This window comes from Sphaerisporangium sp. NPDC049003, assembly GCF_043197795.1.
Taxonomy (GTDB): Bacteria; Actinomycetota; Actinomycetes; order Streptosporangiales; family Streptosporangiaceae; genus Sphaerisporangium.
The window spans coordinates 94,098-118,244 of record NZ_JBICTU010000015.1; the positions used below are offsets into that span (position 1 = coordinate 94,098).

Genomic DNA, 24,147 nt, shown 5'->3' on the forward strand with positions numbered 1-24,147 from the left:
CAAGCGACGGCGCTCGCGGCGGACGAGCCCCGTTCGACCATTACCTTTGTTTGCGACTTCTTTTTACCGGGTCTGAATACGGCGCCGTGACCTTTTGACGGCAATCCGTGGGATCCATCCGTGATGAGCGCTAAGCCCGATGGAATACCGATTTCGGACTCGGCAACCGGGTGCTCATCACGTGAATCACGATGCTTGTGCCGCTGCCTCCGCCTGCCTCCGATGTTCGCCGGCTTATGAGGTCAGCGACCCTCCGGGAATGCGTTTCGATCATGCCCGGGTAGGGATAGGGAAAATATTTCGCCGCTACCACGACAGTGAGGGCGAACAGATCAAACGGCGAGCTAGCTTCTCGGATGTGACCAGTCCGATTCGTGTCATGGAAATCATCGCCCGGATGAACGTAGGCGGCCCCGCCACCCAGGTGTCGGGGCTTTGCGAGCTGTTCGACCAGGAGGAGTTCGACCATCGTCTGTACACCGGTGACGTCCACAATGGCGAGGAGGACCGCCTCCGGTTGCGGAAGGTGGCCGTCCAGGTCCACCGGGTGCCTGGCCTCGGCCGGTCCATCGACCCGGCCGGAGACCTCCGCGCCTTCCACAGGCTGGCCGGCGCCATGCGCGCCTTCCGGCCGCACATCGTGCATACCCGGACGACCAAGGCGGGCGCTCTCGGCCGTATGGCGGTCACGGTCTCCGGTGTCGGAGCGGCCAGGATCCACGTGTTCCACGGCCACCTCTTGGACGGATACTTCTCCAGCCCCAAGCGCTGGGCGTACGTGCGTGCGGAACGGTTCCTCGCCACCATGTCCGACCGGCTGGTGACCGTCGGCTCCCAGATCCGTGACGACCTCCTCCAGGCCGGGATCGGGCGGCCGGAGCAGTACGTCGTGATCCCACCGGGGGTGCGGCTCGGCCCGGTTCCCGGCCGCGCCGGGGCTCGCCACGCTCTGGGGCTCTCCGTCGGCGCACCGGTCGTCGCGTACGTCGGCCGGCTGACCCGGATCAAACGGCCCGACCGGCTCGTGGCCGTGGCCGAGGCGGTGCTACGGCGCGTGCCCGACTGCCGGTTCATCATCTGCGGAGGCGGCGAACTGCTCGAAGAGGTGGAACGGTGGATCCGCCCCATCCGCGGATCCTTCCATCTGCTCGGCTGGAGAGCCGATGTCGAGACCGTCTACGCCGGGGCCGATGTGGTCCTGCTGACGTCCGACAACGAGGGCGCGCCACTGAGCCTGATCGAGGCGGGCATGGCCGGGATACCGGTCGTCTCCACCCGCGTGGGAAGCGTCGCCGAGGTGGTACGTGACGGTGAAACCGGTCTGCTCGCCGCGCCGCGCGTGGACGAGCTGGCGGCGCACGTCGTCCGGCTGCTGTCCGACCAAGCGCTCGCGCACCGGATGGGCCGGAGCGCCCGCGACTGGACGACGGCCGCGTTCGGCGTGGAACGCCTCGTCGCCGACACCGAAGCGCTTTACCGGACCCTCCACGGCGCGTCCCGGCGGCGCACGGCCCCAGAGACGAGCCACATGTGAGAATCCTCATCACCGGTGGCGCCGGGTTCATCGGCGCCAACCTCTGCGATGCGCTCAGGCGCCGGCCGGAGGTCGAGGCCATCACCGTGCTGGACGACCTCAGCAGCGGGGGGCTGCACAACATCGACCACCTGGGTGTGGACTTCGTGCTGGGCAGCATCCTGGACCCGGATGTGCTCCGGCCCCTGGTCTCCGACGCCACGACGGTCGTCCACCTCGCCGCGCGCGCCTCGGTGCCGCGGTCCCTCGACGATCCCCTGGCCACCCATGCCGTCAACACCACCGGCACCCTTCAGGTCCTTGAGGCCTGCCGGGCGACCAGGCCCCACGTGATCCTCGCGTCCTCCTCCTCGGTCTACGGCGCCTGCAGGGAGCCGCTCAAGCACGAGGACCTCCCCACCCGGCCGCTCAGCCCCTACGGCGTGAGCAAGCTCGCGACGGAGGCCTACGCCCTGGCGTACGCGGAGAGCTTCGGCCTGCCGGTTCTGCCCTTGCGCTTCTTCAATGTCTACGGTCCCCTGCAGCCGGCGGGGCACGCCTACGCGGCCGTCATCCCGGCGTTCGTGTCGGCGGCGCTCGAGGGCCGCCCGGTGCCGGTCCACGGCGACGGGCGCCAGTCGCGGGATTTCACCTACGTGGGATCGGTGACCGACGTCCTCGTCCAGGCGACCCTCCAGCGGGTGACGAGCGACAAGCCGGTGAACCTCGCGTTCGGCACCCGCGTCACGTTGCTGGAATTGAAGGACGTCCTGGCCGAGGTGCTCGGCCGGCGGATCGACACGACGTTCCTCCCACCACGGGCGAGCGACATCCGCGAGTCCCAGGCCTCCACCCGCCTGCTCCGCCGGCTTTTCCCCGGCGTGCGTCCCATGACGCTGGCCGGCGGACTCCGCATGACCGTGACCTGGTTCGACCAGGCGATGAGTTCCCAATCAGCCTCGCACATGTAATGGGAGAAGTCGGTGAGCACCCAAATAGGGAACACCTATCTGATCACAGGAGGGAGCGGCTTCGTCGGCTCGCATCTGGCCGACGCGTTGCTCGCTCGCGGTGATTGCGTCGTGGTCGTGGACAATCTGTCCACCGGACGACTGGGCAATCTCCGTCCACACCCAAGACTGCGGTTCGTACAGGGGTCCGTCCTGGACGAGCTGGTGGTCGACGAGCTGGTCCACCGGTGTGACGTCGTCGTGCACCTCGCCGCCGCCGTCGGTGTCAAGCTGATCGTCGACCAGCCGCTGCGGTCTCTGACCACCAACATCCGCGGGTCGGAGATCGTCATCGAGGCGGCGCACCGCTATCGCCGTAAGATCCTCGTCACCAGCACCAGCGAGATCTACGGCAAGAACTCCTCCGGGCCCCTGCGGGAGAACTCCGACCGCGTCCTCGGGAGCCCTGCCGTGGTGCGATGGGCCTACAGCACCGCCAAGGCCGTCGACGAGATCCTCGCCAACGCCTACCACAAGGAACGCGGCCTGCCGACGATCATCGTGAGGCTGTTCAACACCGTCGGGCCACGGCAGAGCCCGGCCTACGGCATGGTCATCCCCCGCCTCGTGCGGCAGGCGCTCAACGGCATACCACTCACCGTCTTCGGCGACGGGACCCAGACCCGCTGCTTCGTCCACGTCGCGGACGCCGTCGACGCGTTTCTTCGCCTGCTCGACGACGAGTCCGCGATCGGGCAGACCTTCAACGTCGGATCCGCCGACGAGATCAGCATGCTGGAACTGGCCAAGCTGATCATCGAGCGCGTGGGATCCACGTCCGGAATCGATCTCATCCCCTACCACGAGGCCTACGAACATGGCTTCGAGGACATGACCCGCAGAGTTCCCGACACCACCAAGCTGCGGGAGCTGACCGGCTGGACGCCCCGCCGCGACCTGGACACGATGCTGACCGAGATCATCAGTGAGGCCCGCGAGGATCTCGAGGTGTCCACGCGGTGAACGGAACGATCACCCTGGCCGCCGCGGCCGCCTGCCTGCTGAGCGCGGCGGCCGCCCCGCCGCTGAGGCGCCTCGCACTGCGGTGGGATCTCACCGACCGTCCCGGCGGGCACAAGGCACACCACCATCCGACCCCCTACCTGGGCGGAATCGCCATCGTCCTCAGCACGGTCATTCCCGCGGCCGTGGCGCTCGGGCTCTCCGACCGGCGGATCACCGTGATCCTGGTGGCCGCGACGGCGGTCGCCGCGCTCGGCCTGATCGACGACGTCGCGTCGCTGCCCGTGGTCACCCGGTTGACCGTGGAGGCGGTGGCGGCGAGCGGGGTCGTGCTCTCCGGCGTCCACATCACGCTGACCCAGACATGGGTCGACAAACCCATCACGGTCATGTGGATCGTCCTGATGACCAACTCCTTCAACCTGCTGGACAACATGGACGGAGTGCTGGGCACCGTCGGCACGGTCACCGCCGCCTTCCTCGGCGGAGCGGCCCTCGTGAACTCCCAGGGTTCCTTCGCGGTGCTCTTGGGGACCCTGGCGTTCGCGTGCCTGGGCTTTCTGGCGCACAACTGGCCGCCCGCGAAGATATTCATGGGAGACACCGGCTCCCTTTTCATCGGGTTCGTTCTCACCTGTTCCGCGATAGTCCTCGTGGCGGGCCAGAGCGTCGTCATGACCGTGGCCGGGCTGCTCCTGTGGACCTTCGTCGCGGTCGTCGACACCGTGGTCGTACTCGTGTCCCGGATACGCGCGGGTCGCTCGCCGCTGTCAGGCGGCACCGACCATGTCTCCCACCGGCTCCGCCGGGTCGGCCTCGGCGCGCGGACGGTTCCCGCGACCCTCGGCATGATCACGGCGTTGCCCGGTGCGCTCTGCCTGGCCGTCGCTCTCAGCTGGATCCCGCCGCTCACCGCGGCGATCGTGGTGGGCGGGATCGCCACCATCCTCATCTCCCTGCTGCAGGGCGTCAGCGTGTACCCCCCTGCCCAACTCCTCGAAAATCTTCCGAAGATCACCGAAAGGCGGCGATGATCCGGTGGATCTGCTCCACTTCATACGACTCGCGCGCAGGAACTGGCCGCTTGTCATCCTGTCGCTGGTCCTCTCGGTGGGCGCAGCGCTTGTCGTGACGGCGAAGACACCGCCGAAGTACGTCGCCACGATCACCATGATGGTCTCCGGTTACGACAAGGTAGGGAGTCTCACCACCGCGTACCAGGCGGGCATGTTGTCGACGCAAAGGGTCCAGTCCTACGCCAACCTGCTGACCAGCCGCCGGGTGATCAGCCAGATCGCCGGAGGCGAGGACGTCCGGCGGCTGCAGGCCGGCGTCAAGGCGGAGGCCATACCGGCCACCATGCTGCTCCGGGCCATGGTCACCGACGGGAATCCCGCACGCGCCGCCCGCCTGGCCAACGCCCTGGGCGACAGGTTCGCCCGGCTGATCGACCAGATCGAGCGGCCCACGCCCAAGAGCTCGCCCACGGTCAAGATCACAGTGGTGGACCCGGCCGACGTCCCGAGGACCCCGGTCAGCCCCCGTCCTCTGGTGAACATCGCGCTCGCCGTGCTGATCGCGTTGCTGCTCGCGTTCGGCTCACTCGTCGTCCGCGACCGTCTGGACACGACCGTCAAGACCTCCGAGGTCCTGCAGCAGATGTCCAGGAGCTCGGTCCTCGGGGTGATCACCTATGAGAGGGACGCTCGCCGGTTCCCCCTGATCGTCCGGGAGAACGGCCGGTCGACCAGGTCGGAGGCATACCGCTCGCTGCGCACCAACCTGCAGTTCATCGGAGTCGACCGGCAGCCCAAATCGCTGGTGGTCACGAGCTGCCTGCCGGGTGAGGGGAAGTCCTCCACCTCGGCCAACCTCGCGATCACGCTGGCCCAGGCCGGATGGCGGGTGATCCTGGTGGACGGCGACCTCCGCAGCCCGCGCATCCCGGACTACCTGGGGATCGAGGGCTCGGTCGGTCTCACCGACGTGCTGATCGACAAGGCGCGCCTGCAGGACGTCATCCAGACCTGGGGCGAGCCGAGCCTGTCCGTGCTGCCCGGCGGCCAGATTCCCCCCAACCCGAGCGAACTGCTCGGCTCGCGCGGGATGCGCGCGGTGCTCTCCCAGCTCGTGGACGACCACGACATCGTGATCGTCGACGCGCCGCCGCTGCTCCCCATCACCGACGCCGCGGCGCTCGCGGCCATCTGCGACGGAACGCTGCTCGTCGCCCGATACGGAAAGACCCGGCGGGAGCATCTCGTCCGGGCCGTCGAGACACTGTCCTCGATCAACGCCCGTCTCGTCGGGGCGGTGCTCAACTTCGCGCCGGGCAAGCGCGCGGCGTACTACGGGTACGGGTACGGCTACCGGGCCAGGGCCGAGGTCAAGACCCCGGTGAACGTGTGAGCAACTCGAGTGGGACGGCGAGCGACTCCGCGATCCGCCGTCCCGCCACCCGGTAGGCCCGCGAGCGGCCGCCGTAGGGGTCGGCGATGTCGGGCCGGTCCACCCGGACCCGCCCGCGCAGCGCCCTCACTTCGGCGACCAGCGCGCGGGCCCTGTGCACGGCATCCCGGTGGCAGGTGACCACCTCGGCCGGCACGGCCAGGGCCAGGATGGCGAACTCGGCCAAGGTGAACGTCCGCGCGGCGGCCAGGGGGTGCATCTCCACCGTCCTGGCGCGGTGCTCCGAGGCGGCGGTGAGCACGAGATCGGCCGCGGCGACCAGCTCAGGGGTCAGGGGGCGGGAACGGAAGCCTCCGGGGTCCGCCCCGAACCGGGCGAGCACCCGTTGTGCGCGCTCGGTCATCGGTCTCCCCCGCTCGGCGCCGGTCCCCGCGCTGATCACCTCGACCGCCGGGCACGGCCCGAGAGCCGACCTGGTGAGCCGCTCCGCCAGCGGAGAGCGGCAGATGTTGCCCGTGCACACGAACAGGATGCGGAAACGCGTCTCCTGCGGCTCGGCGGGCGCCGCCCCCGCGTCTCTCCAGCATCGTGGACCGCAGCCCGCGTGCCCGGGAGGCAGGGGAGGGACGATCCCGGCCGACCTGTCGGGCACCGCGGTCATCAGCGAGCGCACCCCCGCGCGTCGGGGGTGATCCGGGTGTACTGCGGGCGGACCAGGGGCTGAACCGGGACCACCGGCGGCTCCGCGGAGGCGGGCTCCACGAGATCGAACCGCAGTGTCCGCGACTGCCGGGGGTCCAACTCCAGCAAGGTCGAGTACACCGGATGCGAGCGCTCGACCTCCCTGATGACCTTGACCCGGTCGCCGTCGACGGACACCGCCCTGATCTCGGCCCCGACCCCGGCGTACAGCGACACCCACAACAGGTTGGAGCCGATCGGACGGGGACGCGAAGGAGCGTCGAGCCTGTCGGTGACGTAGGAGGGCAGCGGCCCGCGCGGCACGTCGTTGGTGAGCCTGACCCGCACGGTCGTGGAGCGGCGCCCTGCCTGGCACGGGCCCAGCTCGTAGTCGAGCGAGCGGTTCAGGTAGTAGTCGAGCTTCCCGCCGGCCGAGTTGTTGACCACCAGTCCGGCGTACGGCCCTGGCCGGCGCGGCACCACGCCGCCGAGTGCGGTGGAGGACAGGCGCCGCTGCTCGGCGTCGTGGCGGCTCCACATCTGGATCCGGTGCTCCTCCACCATGGGCTTCAGAACGGCCAGCACCCGGGATGGGTCCTCGAAGGACCTGGGCAGCGCCTCGCTGACGGCCTTCGCGATCCCGACAAGGAACCGCTTGCGCGCCGCCGGGTCGGTGTAACGGGCGTACGCGGCGCGCTCGGTCAGGTCGACGACGTTCGTCGCGGTCACCTTCTCCCCACCGGGGAGGGTGACCGGCCCGATCAGGCCGAGCAGGTAGGACAGCCCGACCGGGTCGATCGCGATGGCACCGTCCAGCCCCTGGCGGGTCTGGCGCTCCCACAGCGCGGTCCAGGTCTTCGCGGCGTACGGAAAATGCGGGGAGAGGTTCGAGACGGAGAGCAACTCGACCGCGCCGGCCCCATACCGCGCGAGGAACGCCGGGCCGTGGTCGGCGACGGGGCGCGGACTGCCGTCCAGACCGGTGTTGGCGGCGATCCGCTTGACGGCGATCCGGCCGTGGTCGGCGGAAAGGATTCCGAAGGCGCCCACGAGGCCACCGGTCCCCCGCGACTCGGCGTTGGTCTGAAAGGCCAGGAAGTAGCGGCGCGGGCCGCCGTTGCCCAGCATCGGAGGAATCAGGGCGGCGGCTGCGGCCCCGCCGCCGATCCAGCCGCGCAGCCGGCCGGCTTCGTGCAGCGCTGTGCCGCGTGCCTGATCCACCGAGGCCAGCCCGGTATGCGCAGGGGTGGCCTCAAGGCGGGTGTACATGACCCCGAGCCGGGCGGCGGCGCCATCCAGGACCGGCGCCGCCGCCTGGAGTCCGGCGAGCAACCGGCTCATGTCGTCGAGGGAGCCCGATCCGGCCGTGACGAACGACGCGCCGGCCCGCTGGACGACCGTCAGCACGTCGGTGAGCTCCGCGGCGCTTTCAGCGATCCCCCGTACGGTTTTCGCACCGTCCCCCGCCAGGGGCATGTACGTGATCAGCGACCAGTCCGGGCCGCTGGTGAGGCGCCGTGCCTCCATCGCGTGCCGCCGGGCGGTCGCCAGCGTCACGGCGATCCTATCGAGGTCGCGCGCGCTCACCACCGCGCGCAGATGCTCCAGCGCGTCCCTCGTCGCCTGCAGATGGTCACGCACGCCAAGACCGAGATGGACCGACCAGCCCCCGCCCAGCACCAAGACCGCGACGGGGGCGAGCAATACCGCTGCGACGACCCGGCGACGACGCCTAGCGCGCACCGGCGGATCGGCGACGCCGTACGGAGATCAGGACGCCGGCGGTACCCGCTGCCAGAAGGCCACCGCCGATCCCCGCGATGGCACCCACAGGCGCTCCCGTGAACGGCAGCCTGTTACCCGCTTTCTGCCCGCCGGGCTTCTCACCGCCGGGTGCGCCGCCACCGGCTTGGCCGCCTACCGCCTCGTGACCGACGGCCCCGCTACCGGACTCGGCACCGCCAGAGTGATGCCCGCCGCCGTCGTCCGAATGCTCCTCGTGAATTATCTTCCCGCCCTGGATCACTTCGTCGCCGTCCGCCGCATGGTGGTCGTCGAGTTCGTTGAACACCTTCTTGACATCACTGGCAGGGCGCGGCGGATAGGGATTCGGATTCGAAGCGTACGACGATGACGGCAGCCCGGGTCCGGCGACGGCCGTTCCCGCCGTTCCGACTACCACGCCACATCCGGCGACCAGCGCGAACAGAACAGGCACCGCGCGTTTCCCAGCCATTTGAACTCCCCGACGGCGATGATTCAGACCACCGAAATATGGCCCGAATACGGGCAACGTTTCCCTAGAAGCATGTATATCGATCGTCGCAGGAGGGCGTACCTGTCCGACTCGCGGCCTTTACCGAAGCATCGCCGGACCTTGCCGCCCAAAAAGCCCCTGCCGTGAGGGTTCACGGCAGGGGCTTCTCGCTGGGTAGAGCGGTTTCCTACTCGGAGCCTCGTGGAACGCGGCCCCCGGGTCAGCGGCCGACGTTGGCGGAGTGGCCGATGGCCAGACCGCTGTCGGTGTCGAAGAAGTGGAGGTTCTGGGTGTCCACCACGAGGTCGACGTTCTGGCCGGGACGGACGTGGCTGCGGGCGTTGACGCGGGCGGTCCACAGCGACTTGTCGCCGATCAGCGGCAGCACGGCCGCCTCTTCGTCGTCACCGGTGTCCTGGGCGGCCACGGTGTCCTTGTGCTCGACCGGCGGGGCGTCGATGAGGAACAGGACGTTGATCTCGCTGCCCAGCTCCTCGGTGACCTCGGCGCGGGTCGGGATGTGGGCCCAGCCGGTGGAGCTGCCGTTGGCCGCGGAGGCGTCCTCGAAGTCGGAGGGACGGATGCCGAGGATCAGCTTCTTGCCGAAGTACTGGTCGAGGCCCGGCTTCTCGGCGAACGTGGACTCCGGCACCGGCAGCTTCAGGCCGGCGAAGGACACCGCCGCGCCGGCGTCGCCGCGTACCAGCTCGGCGTTGACGAAGTTCATGGACGGGGAGCCCATGAACCCGGCGACGAACAGGTTGACCGGGCTGTCGAAGAGGTTCTGCGGGGTGTCGACCTGCTGGAGGATGCCGTCGCGGAGGACGCAGACCCGGTCGCCCAGGGTCATGGCCTCGACCTGGTCGTGCGTGACGTAGACCGTGGTGACGCCGAGGCGCTCGTGCATCTGGTTGAGCGAGGCGCGCATCGAGACGCGGAGCTTGGCGTCGAGGTTGGACAGCGGCTCGTCCATGAGGAACGCCTGCGGCTCGCGGACGATCGCGCGGCCCATGGCGACACGCTGGCGCTGGCCACCGGACAGGGCGGCGGGCTTCCGCTTGAGGTACTGGTCGAGGCCGAGCATCTTGGCGGCCTCCTGAACGCGCTTGGCGATCTCGGCCTTGGGCATCTTGCGAAGCTTCAGGCCGAAGGCGAGGTTCTCCTCGACCGTCATGTGCGGGTAGAGAGCGTAGTTCTGGAAGACCATCGCGATGTCGCGGTCCTTCGGCGGCAGGTGGTTGACCACCCGGTCGCCGATGGCGATCTCGCCGCCGCTGATGTCCTCCAGACCGGCGATCATGCGGAGCGCCGTGGACTTACCACAACCAGACGGGCCGACGAGGACCATGAACTCGCCGTCATGGATGTCCAGGTTGAGGCCGTTCACAGCCTTCACACCGCCGGCATAGATCTTGTCGACGTTGCGCAGAACGATTGATGCCATGACAGTCCTTCGTGCGTCCGGGTGCCGCCGGATGTGGATACGTTTTCATGAATCTCATCTGAACCGGACATCTCTGTCAAGCCTTTCTGAAATATAGGCTTCTCACACCGCCCGGATGGCGGCTCCATCTTGGCCGTTGCGTGGAAATCATGATGGAATCGTTTCCATGAAGGTGAGTGGACAGCGTCGTACGACCATCAAGGACGTGGCCGAGGCGGCGGAGGTCGGAGTGGCGACCGTCTCGCGCGTGCTCTCGGGCACGGGCTCGGCCAGCCCGGCCACGAGGGAGAAGGTTCTGGCCGCCGCCGCGCGGCTCGACTACCGCCCGAGCGCCCTGGGACGGAACCTCCGCCGGCAGCGCACCGGTGGTATCGGTCTGCTCGTCCCCGACATCACAGACACCTTCTACGGAAGGCTCACCGACGGTGTGCTCGCCTGCGCCCAGTCGGCGGGCGAGCCGGTGATGATCGGGACCACCGGCGACGACCCCGAGCGGGAGGCCGAGCTGATCGGCTCGCTCCTGGAGGAGAGCGTGGAGCGGGTGATCGCCGTGCCGTGCGGCGACGGCGAGATGTGGGGGCCCGCGTTCCGCGCCGGGCTCAGCGTGGTCTTCGCCGAGCGCCCGGTGCAGGGGCGCGAGAACGTCCCGTCCGTGGTGACCGACGACCGCACGGGGGTCCGCACGGCGGTCGAGTACCTCGCGGGGCTCGGGCACCGGCGCATCGCCTTCCTCTCTCGGCACGGCCAGGCGCAGCGCGTGCGCGCGTTCCGCGAGGCGCTGGCCGCGCTCGGGGTGACGGTCGATGAGGAACTGATCGTGCGCGCGCACGCGACCCGCGACTCGGCCTACGCGGCCGCCGCCGGGCTCTTCCAGCACCGCCCCGACCTCACGGCGGTGCTGGCCGGGGGCAACCTGCTGGGCGAGGCCGCCGTCCTCGCGGCCAAGGAGCTCGACTTCCGCGTCCCCCGCGACATCTCGCTGATCATGTTCGACGACGTGCCCTGGGCGGAGCTGTGTCATCCACCGCTCACCGTGATCTCCCAGCCCGCCCAGGACATGGGGTACCGCGCCGCCGAGCTGGTGCTGCGCGAGGGACGCCGGTCGCGCACGGTCACGTTGCCGACCGAGCTGATCGTCAGGGGCAGCTGCGGGCCCCGCCGCTGAGGGCCGTCAGCCGACCACCTTCTCGATGGCCTCGACGACGGCGGCGTCCTCGGGTTCTGTGCGGGGACGGAACCGCGCGACGACGTTCCCCTCCCGGTCGAGCAGGAACTTCTCGAAGTTCCACTGGACGTCACCCGCGTCGCCCGAGGCGTCGGGGACGGCCACCAGCGACGTGTAGAGCGGGTGGCGGCCCTCGCCGTTGACGTCGATCTTCTCCAGCAGTGGGAAGTCCACGCCGTAGGTGGTGACGCAGAAGTCCTGGATCTGCTCGGACGATCCCGGCTCCTGGCCGGCGAACTGGTTGCAGGGCACGCCGACGACCGTGAAGCCCCGGTCGCCGAACCGTTCCTGGAGCCGGACCAGGCCGGCGTACTGCGGGGTCAGACCGCACTTCGACGCCACGTTCACCACCAGAGCGGCCTTGTCGCCGACGAGCTGTCCCAGCGTGGTCGGCGCGTCGTCCAGCGTGCGCACCGAAATATCCCGAAGACTCATGAAGCCACCCTAGTCAGACACACCCGGCGTGCGCGGCTCGCCGGGCGCCGAATCGCATCGGTCCCGTGTCCACGGGCGGTACCGCGCCAAACCTCAACTCTCCGGCAATTCAGGATCATGTGGTGATCATGTGGGGCACGACGCGCGCCAACGAGGCACCGCGAGACGGCAGAGATCTACCGCGATGATCGCAAACAACTGTCCCAGGCGTGTCGCGAATCGCGGGCCACGGCCGGATCGGCCACTAGAAACCGCCCTAGAACACGTCGCGGCGCCTTCCGGGGACACCAGTGTCTTCAACCGAATCGGAACGGCCACGCGGACGTCGCACGCCCGAGCCACGGGCGCGCGACGGAGGTGGCCGCCCGCGTGCGGCCGCCTTCCGCACGCGACCCTACGAATAGGACCGCTTTGGACAGTAACCGCGCTTTTCGTGGCGCAGTAGCGGCCGTCATCGCCGCCGCCGCCCTCAACGGGACGGCGGGACCGGCACAGGCCCTCGTGGGGCCGGAGGGAACGGCCGACGCCATCAGTGGCACAGCAGAACCAGCCAATGCCCGGACCGGACCGGTCGACACGGCACTGGCGGCAACGGTCCCGGCCGAGGTGGCGACAGCCACAGGCCCGGCCGGAAGGCCCGCGGGCCCGGTCACGGGGCCCGTCACGGGGCCCGTCACGGGCCCGGCGACGGCAGGCGTCCTAGAGGGCGCGACCGTCGCACAGGCGCCCATCGCTCCGGCGCCGCTGCCACCGGAGCACCTCGCTCCGCTGGACACCGCGAACGCGACGACGATATCCGTCATCGCCCCGCGAGGAGCGACCACTCTGCCCGCGGGGACGATGTGGTCCCACGTCCAGCCGGTCTGGACGAGGACCCGGACGGCGAGGCCGATCTGGACCCGCGCGGGGCTGGCCGGAATGGCCGAGCTCATCGGGGCACCGAAGGCGACGGTGACGACCGGCGCCAGGGTGGCGAGGGCGGCCAGGAGGGCGCCCTACCGGGTGCACCGGGCGGTGTGGAGGACTTCGGCGCGTCCGAACGTGCGCGTGTGGGCGCCGAGGACGCCCAAGGGCAGGAACAAGGCGATCGCGTACCGCCTGGTCACCCAGCGATCCTGGCCCGTGACCCAGTTCCGCTGCCTCGACAGCCTGTGGACCAGGGAGAGCAACTGGAACCACCGTGCGCAGAACCCCTCGTCAGGGGCCTATGGCATCCCGCAGGCACTGCCGGGATACAAGATGGTCGGCATCGGGCACGACTGGCGCGTCAACCCCGCCACGCAGATCCGATGGGGACTGAAGTACATCAAGGGGCGCTACGGCTCGCCCTGCGGCGCCTGGGGTCACTTCCAGTCGCACAACTGGTACTGAGAGAGCGGAAGGGGAGTGCCCAGGGGAAGGGCGCACTCCGGCGCCCGGGGGACATCACCCCCGGGCGCTTCCCTCCTTGGATTCCTGGAGTTGCACGGCGATCGCCCTGATCAGCATGTCGAGTCCGAACTCGAACGCCTTCTCGTGGTCGCACACGCCGAGCAGCGGCGCGAGGGTGCCCACCTCGGGGAACAGCGAGGTGTCCACCTGCGGCAGCTGGACGTCCGCCTGGTGCACGGGGGCGAACGTGGGCGTCACGCCGACCTCGCGCAGCAGCGACCCGATGATGTAGGCGATGAAGGTGCGCAGGATCTGGACGGCTTCCTCGCCGTCGAAGCCGGCCTCGCGCAGCGTGGTCAGGGCGCGCTCGACGGGGAACAGCCCGGCCGGCGAATTGAGCTGGCGGCTCACCACGACCATCGTCGAGCGCGGATAGTGATGGGCGATCTGCCGGAACGCCCGTGCCTGGATGCGCACCCGTTCGGTCCACTCGGCCGAGGGGTCGTCGGTGAAGGTGATCTCGGACAGGACGGTCTCGGCGACCGCGTCGAGGAGCGCCGCCTTGTTCGGCACGTGGTTGTACAGCGACATGACGCCCACGCCCAGCTCGGCCGCGATCCGCCGCATCGAGATCGCGTCGGCGCCCTCTCGCTCGATCAGGTCGATGGCGGCTGCGACGATACGGGATCGTGTGAGGGCTGGCATGAGGTCATTCTCTCCCAGTGCATTGACGTACGTACAGCGTACGTGTCACTCTCCACGTATACGTACGGTGTACGTTCTCCCTTGGAGGCCGATGTGTCGACGCACGAGCTCTACACGATCCCCGCCGAGCTCTCCACCTGGGACGTGGAGATGGCCGGCTCCTCCCGGTTCACCTGGGAGTACGACGAAGGCCGTGACCGCATGCTCGCCCTGTACCAGAAGGGCAAGGACAAGCAGTGGGACTCGGTCAAGCGCATCGACTGGGGACTTGAGGTCGACCCCTACGACGTCCTCGGCGTGCCCGACCAGTCCATCGCCATCTACGACACCCCGTTGTGGCACAAGATGGACGAGAAGGCGCGCATGGAGGTCAGACGCCACGGCGCCGCCTGGCAGTTCTCGCAGTTCCTCCATGGCGAGCAGGGCGCGATGATCTGCTCCGCCCGCATCGTGGAGTCGGTGCCCGACCTGGACTCGAAGTTCTACGCCGCCACGCAGACGATGGACGAGGCCCGGCACGCCGAGACCTACGCCCGGTTCCTCCAGGAGAAGGTGGGCATCGCCTACCCGATCAACAAGTACCTCAAGGCCCTGCTCGACGACACGCTCAGCGACTCGCGCTGGGACATGCCCTACCTCGGCATGCAGGTGCTGATCGAGGGCCTCGCCCTGGCGGCGTTCGGAGTGATGCGCGACGTCACCACCAAGCCCCTGCCCAAGCAGATCCTCGCGTACGTCATGCAGGACGAGGCCCGGCACGTCGCCTTCGGCCGGATGGCCCTGCGCGACTACTACAAGCAACTGTCGGAGGCCGAGCTGCGCGAGCGCGAGGACTTCGTGATCGAGGGCTGCTACCTCATGCGCGACCGGCTGCGCGGGGTCGAGCAGTGGGAGACCCAGGGCTTCTCACCCGAGGAGGTGAAGCAGGCCATGAAGGCGGTCGACGAGTCGGAGTACCTCCAGCTCTTCCGCTCGCTGCTGTTCAGCCGGATCGTGCCGTGCGTGAAGGACATCGGGCTGTGGAGCGAGCGCCTGCAGAAGGCCTACGCCGACATGGGCGTGCTGGACATGGCGGGGCAGAACCTCGACGCCCTGATGCGGCAGGACGAGGACATCGCCGAGAAGCTCGACGCCGAGCGGTTCGCCGCCGAGCAGGAGGAGCGCGCGGAGGAGATCGCCGGGACCATCACGCTCGGCGGCGCCGGCTGAGAACCGCGCACGACCCAGCACGGCCCGACAGGGGTCAGGACACGGCTCACCAGGGCTCGGGCGCGGCTCAGGAGAGCGTGAGCACGAACACGATGGCGCCGGTGGAGACGGCCACCACGCCCAGCCACGCCAGCGCCGCGTCCGCCCGGACGTCCAGCGGGAGGCTCTCGCCGATCGCCCGCTGGACGCGCCGGTGCCGCACGCCGCTCCTGGCCAGCAGGACGGCGCCGCAGAGCGCGGCGAGCACGAACGACACCACGGCCAGGCCGTCTCCGGAGTGCCTCCCGGCGATGCCGGCGGCGATCAGCCCGCCGGCCCCCAGCGCGGTGGCGGTGCGCGTCCATGCCAGGGCGGTGCGCTCCATGTGCAGGCCGTCCGGCCCCTCGCGCCGCTGCGCCGCCCGCATCAGTGGGCCACGACGATGAGGACGAGCGCGAGCACGGCCACCGCCGCGACGCCGTACCCGAACAGCGGGGCCAGGGCGAGCGGCGGAAGGGGCGCCTTGCGCCGCAGCGCCCGCTGCACGTGGCGCCAGCGCGGGTACGCCATGGCGGCGGCCAGCGCGGACAGCAGCACCAGGACGACCGCCAGGGCGGTGCGCACCCAGGGGATGAAGACCGCCTCCGGCACCGCCGCCATGGCCACGCCGCCCGCGCTCAGGGCCAGCGACGTGCTCAGCCAGGTCAGAAACGTGCGCTCGTTGGCCAGCGTGAACCGGGGGTCCGGTTCGTTCCCCTCGATGTCCATGAGGAAAGGCTAATTTACGAGTACTCCCCCTAGAGTTGACGGGTTTTTTGGGCCTGTCAGGTACATTCCTGGGCAATCGTCTTGACCGCCTGGGCGCTGTCGGTGGCGACCTTCTGCGCGGCGTCGACCGCCTCGTTGGCGTCGTCGACGTTGAGCTTCTTGAAGCTGTCGGCCAGCTTCTGCAGGGCTTCGTTCAGGGTGGTGTTCCCGGCCGTGTTCGCCACGTCCTCCAGCTTGGCGGCCCCGTCTTCGAGTGCCTTCTCCATGGCCTTCGGGTCGCTCGCCAGACTCGCGACCTTGGCGCCCGTCTCGCTGATGACCTTGTTGGCCTCGATGCAGGCCTGGGCTTTGTCGACCGTGCTGCACCCGGTGGTCAGCAGGGTGAGACCGATCGCGGAAGCTGCGGCTAGGGGGAGGAATCGCATGGTGAAGACACTAGCCAACTTCGTTCAGCACTGGCCGCCGGAGAAATACTCTTCCAGCTCCGGGGAGAGGGGCGGCACGTCGAGGGGCACCGAGCCGCCGCGGAGCGACTCGGTGGCGAGCAGACCGGCGGCGACGCTGTCCCTGGCCGCCACCGGGGAGGTGTCGGTGGCTCCGCCCTCGCGGGCGAACCGGACGAACTCGGTGACCAGTTCCTGGTCGGCGCCGCCGTGGCCGCCCTCCCCCGCGAAGACGGGTACGGTCAGGTCGCCCTCGGGGTCGTAGCCCCTCCTCCCGGCGTTCCACACACGGACCACGCTCCCGGTCCCGGTGTCGCCGAAGTTCTCCAGACGCCCCTCGGTGCCGATCACGGTGTAGTTGCGCCAGTAGTCAGGGGTGAAGTGGCACTGCTGGTAGCCGGCGTAGACGCCGTTCTCCAGGCGCATGTGCATCATCGACAGGTCCTCGACGTCGACCACGGGGTTGAGGCCCTTCTGGGCGAGCGGGGGCCAGTTGCGCGCCGGGTCGTACCAGTCGGCGGGCAGCCCCTCGGCGCGGTCGGTGATCCCGCCGTACACGGTCAGACCGCCCATGCCGGTGACCCGGACGGTCCGGGAGCCGGCCAGCCAGTGGATCACGTCGATGTCGTGGGCGCCCTTCTGCAGCAGCAGCCCGCCGGTGTTGCGCCGGTCGGCGTGCCAGTCCTTGAAGTAGTAGTCGCCCCCGTCCCCGACGAAGTGCCGGCACCAGATCGCCTTCACCTCTCCGATGGCCCCCTCGGCGATCAGCCGCCGCATGGTGCGCACGACCGGCATGTGCCTCATGTTGTGGCCGACGTACAGCCGGGTGCGCCGCTCGTGGGCGGTGCGCAGGATCAGGTCGCAGTCGTCGAGGGTGATCGCGAGCGGCTTCTCTACGAAGGTGGGCTTGCGCGCCTTCAGCGCCCGTACGGCCAGCTCGGCGTGCGTGTGGTCGGGGGTGAGGATGATCACGGCGTCGACGTCCTCGTCCAGCAGGCGGGCGAAGTCCGCCGTCGTGCGGAGCCCGGGGCCGAGGTCGCGGCGCGCGGCGTCCAGCGCGTCCTGCCGGGGGTCGCAGACGGCGGCGACGCGGCTGCCCCGCCCGGGGCGATGCGCCTCCAGCGCCACCGACCGCCGCAACCCGAACCCCGCCACCCCGATCCGCAGATCCCCTCCCCCACCCCCGGAAGACCGCCCGCCGTCCTGCGACCCCTCGCCTCCCGAAGACCGCCCGCCGTCCTGCGACCCCTCGCCACCGGAAGGCCGCCCGCCGTCCTCCGTAGCCGCGCTCCCGCCGCTCATTCCCTGGCCCGCCTTCCCGCCGATGCCTATTTGTGCCGATTTTTTAGCATAAATAGGCACATTAGAGCACAGTGCGGTCGTTCCAAGACGGCGAGAGCTGGCTCTGGTGCTACGTGCACGAGATCGTCGGCTACCCCAAAGCTCCCCAATAGGCACCGGCCTCCGCCCGGCAGGCCGTACGATCCGGCGGGCAGGCAGGCCGTACGGACCGGCGGGCGAACGGCCGCGGGCGGGCAGGCCGTACGGACGGGCGGCGGGCGGGGAACGGGGGGTCGCTAGTCGCGCGCCAGGGTCGCCTCTTCGTAGTCGAGCTCCCTGGTGACCCGGCGCAGCACCTCGTCGTCGATGCGGCGCTCGTCGCGCATCCGCACCAGCACCGAGCGCTCCGCCTCCAGCATGGAGCGGCGAAGCCTGCGGTAAAGCGCGCTCGGCGTCTCCTCGCCCTCGGGGCCGACACCGCCCCCGAGGCGCTCCCAGGCTCCCATGGCCCGGCGCTCGGCGTTGTTGCGCAGCCGGTCGACCACCTCGGCGTGGGTCTCGATGATCCCTTCCTTGGTGAGCTCGTCGAGCCGGGCGAGCGCCGCGCCGGCGGCGGCCTGCTGCGCCGCCGCCTCGGAGAGGTTGTCCTTGTAGATCTCCTGGTCGCTGGTGACGCCCATCTTCCTGATCAGCCAGGGGAACGACATCCCCTGCACCAGCAGGGTGCCGATCACGACGACGAAGGTCAGGAAGAGCAGCAGGTCGCGGTTGGGGAAGCCGACCGGGAGGGCGAAGGCCGCGGCCAGCGACACCACGCCCCGCATGCCCGCCCAGCCGATCACCGCGACGTGGGCGGCCGTCGGCCTCGGCTCCCGCTCGCGGATCTTGCGGAACAGCATCCTGGGCAGGTGGACGCCGGGGATCACCCAGAGGATGCGGGCCACGACGGCCGCCGCGAAGATCGCAACGGAGTACCCCGCGACGCGCCAGGGATCCTGGCCCTCCAGCCCCTGCAGGATGAGCGGAAGCTGGAGCCCGATCAGGGCGAACACGATGATCTCCAGGAAGAAGTCCAGCACCTTCCACACCGAGTAGGAGACCACCCGCGTGCCGTAGTCGGCGCGGTTCATCCGGTGGCCGAGGAAGACGCCGACCACCACTACGGATAGCACTCCCGAGGCGTGCACCGCCTCGGCCGCGAGATAGGACGCGAACGGGATCAGCAGAGAGATCGTGTTCGTGATCAGCGGGTCCTTCAGGCGGTCGAACAGCCGGCCGAAGGCGTAGGCGAGCACGAGGCCGATGAGCAGCCCGCCCCCGGCGGCGTACGCGAACTGACCGCCGGCGCCCAGGAGGCTGACCCCCTCCCCGCCGACCGCGGCGACCGCGACGCGGTAGGCCGTCAGCGCGGTGGCGTCGTTGAACAGGCTCTCGCCCACCAGGATGGTGATGATCTTGCGTGGGAGGCCCAGCCTGCGGGCGACCGCGACGGCCGCCACCGCGTCGGGCGGGGCGACGATGGCGCCGAGGGCGAAGGCGGCGGCCAGCGGCAGGCCGGGGACCAGGACGTGCATCAGCAGGCCGATCACCGCGGCGCTGAAGAGGACGAGCCCGACCGACAGCAGTCCCACCGGCCGGCGGAAGTCCCGCAGGCGCAGGTAGGAGCTGTCCAGCGCCGCCGAGTACAGCAGTGGCGGCAGGAAGACGAGCAGCACGACCTCTGGGTCGAGCTTGTATTCGGGCATGCCGGGGATACGGGATCCGACCAGCCCGACGATCAGTCCGACGAGGACCAGCAGCAGTGGAGCCGGCCAGCCCCGCCACCGGGCGAACGCGGCGATCGCCACGGCACCGGCGGGGAGCAGCACGAACTGGAGCGCTGTCGAGATATCCATCGATCAGAAGGATATGCCGGGTCCGAAGGCGCGGAGGCTCGGCGGCATCCCCGAGCGGCCTTCACCCCCGTACCGCCCGCGGCGGCCATCGCCCGGCCCACCTCGGATCACCGCTCGCGGCCGTACTCCCGTCCGCCGAGGGTCACCGCTCGCGGCCGTACTCCTGCGGGTAGGGGCGCCCGGCCTCGTCGGTGTGGGGCCTGCCGTCGGTAGGGACGCGCTCGCCGGTCGTGTACATCGGGTCGTGGACGTACGGGCGTGACAGCCGCGGGTCGGTGGAGTCCCCGGGCGGCTGCGCCAGGGAGCCGAGGCCGAGCGGGTCGGAGGGATCCACGGCGGACTGCGCGGGCACCTGCGGAGTCCAGTCGTACCCCGGGGACTCATCCGCCGCCCGGTACTCCTGGCCGGGCTGACCGGGGGCGGACGGCTGACCGAAGGGCAGGGAGTCGTTCACGATCATGTTCTCTCGCGGGACCGCGTCCCCGTACCGGGACGCGCCGCCGTACTCAGGGAGCGGGGGGAACTCCGGCGATGAGCCGTAGCTCGGCGGGGCCGAGTAGTCGAGAGGAGGCGTGCCGTACTCAGCGGGCGCGATGGGATCCACCGGACGGCCATACTCGGGCTTGGACCCGAACTCACCGGCCGACCCGAACTCGCGCGGCGACCCGTAGCCGGACCCGGTAGACGACCCGTAGCCCGACTCGGTGGGCGCACCGTAGCCGGGCTCGGCGGAGGGGCCGTAGCCGGGCTCGGCCGTCGAGCCGTAGTCGGTGTGGGGTCCGAAACGGCCACCGGGGGTGAACTCGGCCTGGGCGCCGTAGTCGGTCCGCGTACCCGGCTCGCCCTGGGGCCCGAACTCCCCGAGGGTCGCGTAGTCGGCCGGCACCCCGTAGTCGCCGCGCGCCGCGTGATCGGCGGGCGCCGCGTAGTCGCCGGTGAACGTGAAGCCGCTGGGGGGCGTGTAGTCGGGGTTGACGCCGTAGTCGCCCGAGGCGGCGGCCGTCACCTGCTGCTGAGGGCCGGTCTCGGGCATCGGGGCGGGGCCCTGGTGGCTGAAGGGCGGCGGGGCCTGCGGGGGGAACTGCGGCGGGACCAGCCCGAGCGCCGGATCGGCCTGCGCCGGGTAGTCCGCCTGGGCCGCGAAATCGGCCTGGGGCGCGTAGTCGGCCTGGGGCGCGTAGTCGGCCTGGGAGGCGAAGTCGGCGGCGTAGCCGGGCTGGGCCGGGTAGTCGCCCTGCGAGGGGTATCCCGCGTAGTCGCCGTGGGAGGCCGCCTGCGCCGGGTAGCCGGAGTAGTCGCCCTGCCCGGAGTAGTCACCCTGGGGAACGGCCTGCCCGGGGTAATCGCCCTGGGGAACGGCCTGCGTGGCGTAGTCGCCGTGGCCCTGCGGGCCGAGGTCCTGCGGGAGGTCGCCCGGCGGGCCGTACTCGGCGGGGCGGGCGCGGGGGGCGACCAGCTTGTCACCGGCGGGCGCGGCGCCGCGCGCCACCAGCACGTCCTTGGGCCCGAGCACCGGCACGGGGGCCGCTACCGTGTCCTCCTGCGGGTACGCGCCGGCCACGCCGCGCGCGAAGGCGGCCTGCTCCTCGGCGTACGAGACGGCCTCGGGGTACTCGTCCTGTTCGTCGGGAACGCCGGACGGACGGGCGTACTGCCCCGTTCCCGGGTACGCGGGGTATTCGGCGTACTCGGGGTGCTCGGCCCCGTCGTCGTAGTCCTCTTCACCCTCGGCGTACTCTCCGCCCGCCTCCGCGTACCCCACGTCGAGCGTGTCGAGGAGGCGGCCGACGTCGTCCATGGGCATACGGAAACTGGCGGTGCACATCTCGCCACGCCACAGGCTGAGGACCAGGGTGCCCTCGTGCCAGGTGACCCGGAGAACACGCTCCTGGCCACGGGCGTCGAAGAACACCTCACCGAACGATGGCAGTGGGACAACTTCCGACATGGCAGACATCGTGCTTTAACCAGCCTTTATTCGTCCACTCGACCTCAGAAACCCTACCGAACCGTTCGTGTCGCCGTCATGGCAGACTCCGCAGCTCACCCCTCGCACACCGTTCCTCGGTAGGGCAGGAGTACGGTAGATCTTCTTTGACCCCCCGGCACCCAGCCCCGTCAGTCTGCCACGCGAAGCGTGATGCGGCTTCCGGAATGCCGAGATGGACCCGGAACGCACCGCGAGTCTCGGCCGGTTTCGGGGCGCGCCGACCCCTCGGGGGCCGGTAGCGTTGCGTGTCGTGCTCGACGACTCCCTCAGCTCCGCCGACGACGTCCTCGACGACACCGAGGTCGTCCCGCACGACGACGACACCCTCGATGACGACGAGACGTTCGAAGAGGAAGAAGACCTTCCGCCCGTCGAGCAGCTCCTGAGCGCCGCCGTCACCGGTGTCGGAGGAGCCGAGAGACCCGGCCAGGTCAAGATGGCGCAGGCCGTTCGGCACGCCATCGAGCACGACGAGCACGTCGCCGTCCAGGCGGGCACCGGCACCGGCAAGTCGCTGGCGTACCTCGTGCCCGCGATCCGCCACGCGATCGAGTCGGACAACGCCGTCGTCGTCTCCACCGCCACCATCGCCCTCCAGCGTCAGCTCGTCGACCGAGATCTGCCCCGGCTCGCCGAGGCGCTCGCCGACTATCTTCCCCACGAGCCACAGTTCGCCATCCTGAAGGGAAGGCGAAACTATCTATGTCGTTACAAGGTGACGGCCGCCTGGCCCGACGAGGACGGCGACGACCAGCTCTTCGACCCTCGCGAGGTCAGCGCCACCGGGCGCATGGTCCAGCGCATCCAGGAGTGGGCGGAGGAGACCGAGACCGGTGACAGGGACGAGCTGGTGCCGGGGGTCAACGAGCAGGCCTGGCGGCAGTTCTCCGTCACCGCCAGGGAGTGTCTCGGCGCGCAGCGGTGCCCGAGCGGCGCCGAGTGCTTCGCCGAGCGTGCCAGGGAGCGCGCGGGCAACGTCGACGTCGTGGTCACCAACCACGCCCTGCTCGCGATCGACGCCATGGAGGAGTTCGCCGTCCTGCCCGAGCACGACGTCGTCGTGGTGGACGAGGCCCACGAGCTCGTCGACCGGGTGACCAGCGTGGTCACCGACGAGCTGTCCGAGGTCGCCGTCGCGACGACCGTACGCCGCGTCGGGCGTCTCATCGAGCAGGGCGTGGCCGACCGCCTCCAGGAGGCGGGCGAGGACCTGAAGGCGCTGCTCGCAGCCGCCCCGCCCGGCCGCCTCGACCAGCTCCCGCAGGTCCTCGGGGACACGCTCTCCGTTCTCCGCGACTCCGCGTTCGCCTGCATCACCGCGATGGGCTCGCGCGGCGGCGACATGTGGGGCGGAGGGAAGAACGACGACCCCGAGAAGGCCGGGCTGCGCAAGGCGGCGTTCACCGCGCTCGACGAGCTGCACGACACCTCCGTCCGCATCCTTGAGGCCTTCGGGGGCGAATCCGAGGTCGACAGGGCCGAGGTCGTGTGGCTGGAGGGGGCGACCGACCGCCGTCCCGCCCTGCTGAAGGTCGCGCCGCTGAGCGTCGGCGGCATGCTGCGCGACAAGCTGTTCGCCGACCGCACCGTGATCCTCACCAGCGCGACGCTGGCGCTCGGTGGCACGTTCGAGGGCATGGCCCGCCAGTGGGGCCTCGGCCCCGCCCGCCCCGACGACGGCCGCCAGGCCCACCCCGAGCAGGACGGCCCCGGCGCCTCCCCCGAGCAGCACGGCGAGGCGGGTCCCGAGCGGAAGGCCGGCCAGAAGCGCAAAGACTGGGTCGGGCTCGATGTCGGCTCGCCCTTCGACCACGCGCGCAGCGGCATCCTCTACGTCGCCAAGCACCTCCCCCAGCCGGGGCGCGACGGCCTTCCCAAGGAGTACCTCGACGAGATCACCGAGCTGATCGAGGCGGCGGGCGGCCGTACGCTCGGCCTGTTCTCGTCGATGCGCGCCGCGAAGGCCGCCACCGAGGCGCTGCGCGAGCGGTTGGGCGTGCCGCTGCTGTGCCAGGGGGACGACTCCACGTCGCTGCTGGTCAAGCAGTTCGCGGAGGACCCGGCCACCTGCCTGTTCGGCACGCTGTCACTGTGGCAGGGCGTCGACGTGCCGGGGCCCTCGCTCAGCCTGGTGATCATCGACCGCATCCCGTTCCCCCGGCCGGACGACCCGCTGGCCTCCGCCCGGCAGCGGCACGTGGCCGCGAAGGGCGGCAACGGGTTCATGGCGGTCGCGGCCACCCACGCCGCGCTGCTGCTCGCCCAGGGAGCGGGAAGGCTGCTGCGCGGCCAGAGCGACAAGGGCGTGGTCGCCGTCCTGGACCCCCGGCTCGCGACCGCGCGGTACGGAAGCTTCCTGCGTGACTCGCTGCCGCCGTTCTGGACGACGAGTGACCCCGCCAAGGTCCGCGCCGCCCTCCGCCGCCTCACCGCATAGGACCACCCCGCCGCCGGGGCCCGCCGGTACGTCCGGCCCGGCTCGCGTTCGAGACCTCGGGCGCACGACCGGGGCGGGCAGGGCCGGATCCGCCAGACGCGTGATCGCGCAGGACCGCCCGGTGGCCGCGCC

21 protein-coding genes are annotated in these 24,147 nt (G+C 70.3%); 9 read left to right on the forward strand and 12 right to left on the reverse strand.

Annotation, left to right across the window (positions count from 1 at the left end):
• The first annotated feature begins 397 nt into the window (after positions 1 to 397).
• From ACGFIV_RS18150 to ACGFIV_RS18170, 5 genes are read left to right on the forward strand one after another with little or no spacing between them, the layout of a single operon-like run.
• On the forward strand, positions 398 to 1,534 hold the full coding sequence (locus tag ACGFIV_RS18150; RefSeq protein ID WP_358556880.1) for a glycosyltransferase: 1,137 nt from the start codon (positions 398 to 400) through the stop codon (positions 1,532 to 1,534).
• Complete coding sequence (locus tag ACGFIV_RS18155) at positions 1,531 to 2,484, forward strand: NAD-dependent epimerase/dehydratase family protein (protein ID WP_358556878.1); 954 nt, start codon at positions 1,531 to 1,533, stop codon at positions 2,482 to 2,484. Before ACGFIV_RS18150 ends, ACGFIV_RS18155 begins: the two co-directional genes overlap by 4 nt.
• Positions 2,485 to 2,496: 12 nt before the next feature.
• On the forward strand, positions 2,497 to 3,486 hold the full coding sequence (locus tag ACGFIV_RS18160; RefSeq protein ID WP_358556875.1) for a GDP-mannose 4,6-dehydratase: 990 nt from the start codon (positions 2,497 to 2,499) through the stop codon (positions 3,484 to 3,486).
• A complete protein-coding gene (locus ACGFIV_RS18165) occupies positions 3,483 to 4,520 on the forward strand; it encodes an MraY family glycosyltransferase (RefSeq protein ID WP_358556872.1) in 1,038 nt (345 codons plus the stop codon). Before ACGFIV_RS18160 ends, ACGFIV_RS18165 begins: the two co-directional genes overlap by 4 nt.
• Before the next feature lie 4 nt (positions 4,521 to 4,524).
• Positions 4,525 to 5,895 carry a polysaccharide biosynthesis tyrosine autokinase gene (locus ACGFIV_RS18170; RefSeq protein WP_358556869.1) on the forward strand — a complete coding sequence of 457 codons (1,371 nt, stop codon included), beginning with the start codon at positions 4,525 to 4,527 and terminating at the stop codon, positions 5,893 to 5,895.
• On the opposite strand, the gene ACGFIV_RS18175 is transcribed toward ACGFIV_RS18170, so the two are convergent.
• The 4 genes from ACGFIV_RS18175 to ACGFIV_RS18190 all read right to left on the reverse strand — a co-directional run bounded on the left by ACGFIV_RS18175 (position 5,873) and on the right by ACGFIV_RS18190 (position 10,277).
• On the reverse strand, positions 5,873 to 6,556 hold the full coding sequence (locus ACGFIV_RS18175) for a hypothetical protein (protein ID WP_392836122.1): 684 nt from the start codon (positions 6,554 to 6,556) through the stop codon (positions 5,873 to 5,875). The two genes, ACGFIV_RS18170 and ACGFIV_RS18175, sit on opposite strands and share 23 nt — an antisense overlap.
• Positions 6,556 to 8,217, reverse strand: a complete 1,662-nt coding sequence (locus ACGFIV_RS18180; RefSeq protein ID WP_358556864.1) for a DUF4012 domain-containing protein — start codon at positions 8,215 to 8,217, stop codon at positions 6,556 to 6,558. Before ACGFIV_RS18180 ends, ACGFIV_RS18175 begins: the two co-directional genes overlap by 1 nt.
• A gap of 91 nt (positions 8,218 to 8,308) precedes the next feature.
• Entirely contained in the window at positions 8,309 to 8,794 is a 486-nt protein-coding gene (locus ACGFIV_RS18185; RefSeq protein ID WP_392836125.1) for a hypothetical protein, read from the reverse strand.
• Positions 8,795 to 9,053: 259 nt separating this feature from the next.
• On the reverse strand, positions 9,054 to 10,277 hold the full coding sequence (locus ACGFIV_RS18190) for a sn-glycerol-3-phosphate ABC transporter ATP-binding protein UgpC (RefSeq protein WP_358556861.1): 1,224 nt from the start codon (positions 10,275 to 10,277) through the stop codon (positions 9,054 to 9,056).
• Between the two features lie 166 nt (positions 10,278 to 10,443).
• Here ACGFIV_RS18190 and ACGFIV_RS18195 point away from each other — a divergent pair, with 166 nt between their 5' ends.
• Positions 10,444 to 11,442 (forward strand): LacI family DNA-binding transcriptional regulator, encoded by a 999-nt coding sequence (locus tag ACGFIV_RS18195; protein ID WP_358556860.1) that lies wholly within the window; start codon positions 10,444 to 10,446, stop codon positions 11,440 to 11,442.
• A gap of 6 nt (positions 11,443 to 11,448) precedes the next feature.
• On the opposite strand, the gene ACGFIV_RS18200 is transcribed toward ACGFIV_RS18195, so the two are convergent.
• Positions 11,449 to 11,937, reverse strand: a complete 489-nt coding sequence (locus ACGFIV_RS18200; RefSeq protein WP_392836130.1) for a glutathione peroxidase — start codon at positions 11,935 to 11,937, stop codon at positions 11,449 to 11,451.
• Between the two features lie 606 nt (positions 11,938 to 12,543).
• Here ACGFIV_RS18200 and ACGFIV_RS18205 point away from each other — a divergent pair.
• Positions 12,544 to 13,308 carry a hypothetical protein gene (locus ACGFIV_RS18205; RefSeq protein ID WP_358561930.1) on the forward strand — a complete coding sequence of 255 codons (765 nt, stop codon included), beginning with the start codon at positions 12,544 to 12,546 and terminating at the stop codon, positions 13,306 to 13,308.
• 54 nt (positions 13,309 to 13,362) lie between these two features.
• On the opposite strand, the gene ACGFIV_RS18210 is transcribed toward ACGFIV_RS18205, so the two are convergent.
• A complete protein-coding gene (locus tag ACGFIV_RS18210) occupies positions 13,363 to 14,013 on the reverse strand; it encodes a TetR/AcrR family transcriptional regulator C-terminal domain-containing protein (RefSeq protein WP_358561932.1) in 651 nt (216 codons plus the stop codon).
• Positions 14,014 to 14,106: 93 nt separating this feature from the next.
• Here ACGFIV_RS18210 and ACGFIV_RS18215 point away from each other — a divergent pair, with 93 nt between their 5' ends.
• On the forward strand, positions 14,107 to 15,222 hold the full coding sequence (locus ACGFIV_RS18215; RefSeq protein WP_358561935.1) for a ferritin-like domain-containing protein: 1,116 nt from the start codon (positions 14,107 to 14,109) through the stop codon (positions 15,220 to 15,222).
• A gap of 67 nt (positions 15,223 to 15,289) precedes the next feature.
• Here the strand turns inward: ACGFIV_RS18215 and ACGFIV_RS18220 are convergent, their stop codons facing one another.
• The 6 genes from ACGFIV_RS18220 to ACGFIV_RS18245 all read right to left on the reverse strand — a co-directional run bounded on the left by ACGFIV_RS18220 (position 15,290) and on the right by ACGFIV_RS18245 (position 21,536).
• The gene (locus ACGFIV_RS18220) at positions 15,290 to 15,628 is read right to left on the reverse strand and encodes a DUF202 domain-containing protein (protein WP_358561938.1); all 339 of its coding nucleotides are present in this window, start codon (positions 15,626 to 15,628) and stop codon (positions 15,290 to 15,292) included.
• A complete protein-coding gene (locus tag ACGFIV_RS18225; protein WP_392836136.1) occupies positions 15,628 to 15,969 on the reverse strand; it encodes a YidH family protein in 342 nt (113 codons plus the stop codon). The genes ACGFIV_RS18220 and ACGFIV_RS18225 overlap by 1 nt, the downstream gene beginning before the upstream one ends.
• A gap of 56 nt (positions 15,970 to 16,025) precedes the next feature.
• On the reverse strand, positions 16,026 to 16,394 hold the full coding sequence (locus ACGFIV_RS18230) for a hypothetical protein (RefSeq protein ID WP_358559284.1): 369 nt from the start codon (positions 16,392 to 16,394) through the stop codon (positions 16,026 to 16,028).
• 24 nt (positions 16,395 to 16,418) lie between these two features.
• Complete coding sequence (locus ACGFIV_RS18235; RefSeq protein ID WP_392836140.1) at positions 16,419 to 17,714, reverse strand: Gfo/Idh/MocA family protein; 1,296 nt, start codon at positions 17,712 to 17,714, stop codon at positions 16,419 to 16,421.
• 275 nt (positions 17,715 to 17,989) lie between these two features.
• A complete protein-coding gene (locus ACGFIV_RS18240) occupies positions 17,990 to 19,588 on the reverse strand; it encodes a Na+/H+ antiporter (RefSeq protein ID WP_392836143.1) in 1,599 nt (532 codons plus the stop codon).
• Between the two features lie 142 nt (positions 19,589 to 19,730).
• The gene (locus ACGFIV_RS18245) at positions 19,731 to 21,536 is read right to left on the reverse strand and encodes a hypothetical protein (protein WP_392836146.1); all 1,806 of its coding nucleotides are present in this window, start codon (positions 21,534 to 21,536) and stop codon (positions 19,731 to 19,733) included.
• Between the two features lie 424 nt (positions 21,537 to 21,960).
• Here ACGFIV_RS18245 and ACGFIV_RS18250 point away from each other — a divergent pair, with 424 nt between their 5' ends.
• Entirely contained in the window at positions 21,961 to 24,015 is a 2,055-nt protein-coding gene (locus ACGFIV_RS18250; protein ID WP_392836296.1) for an ATP-dependent DNA helicase, read from the forward strand.
• The last annotated feature ends 132 nt before the right edge of the window (positions 24,016 to 24,147 follow it).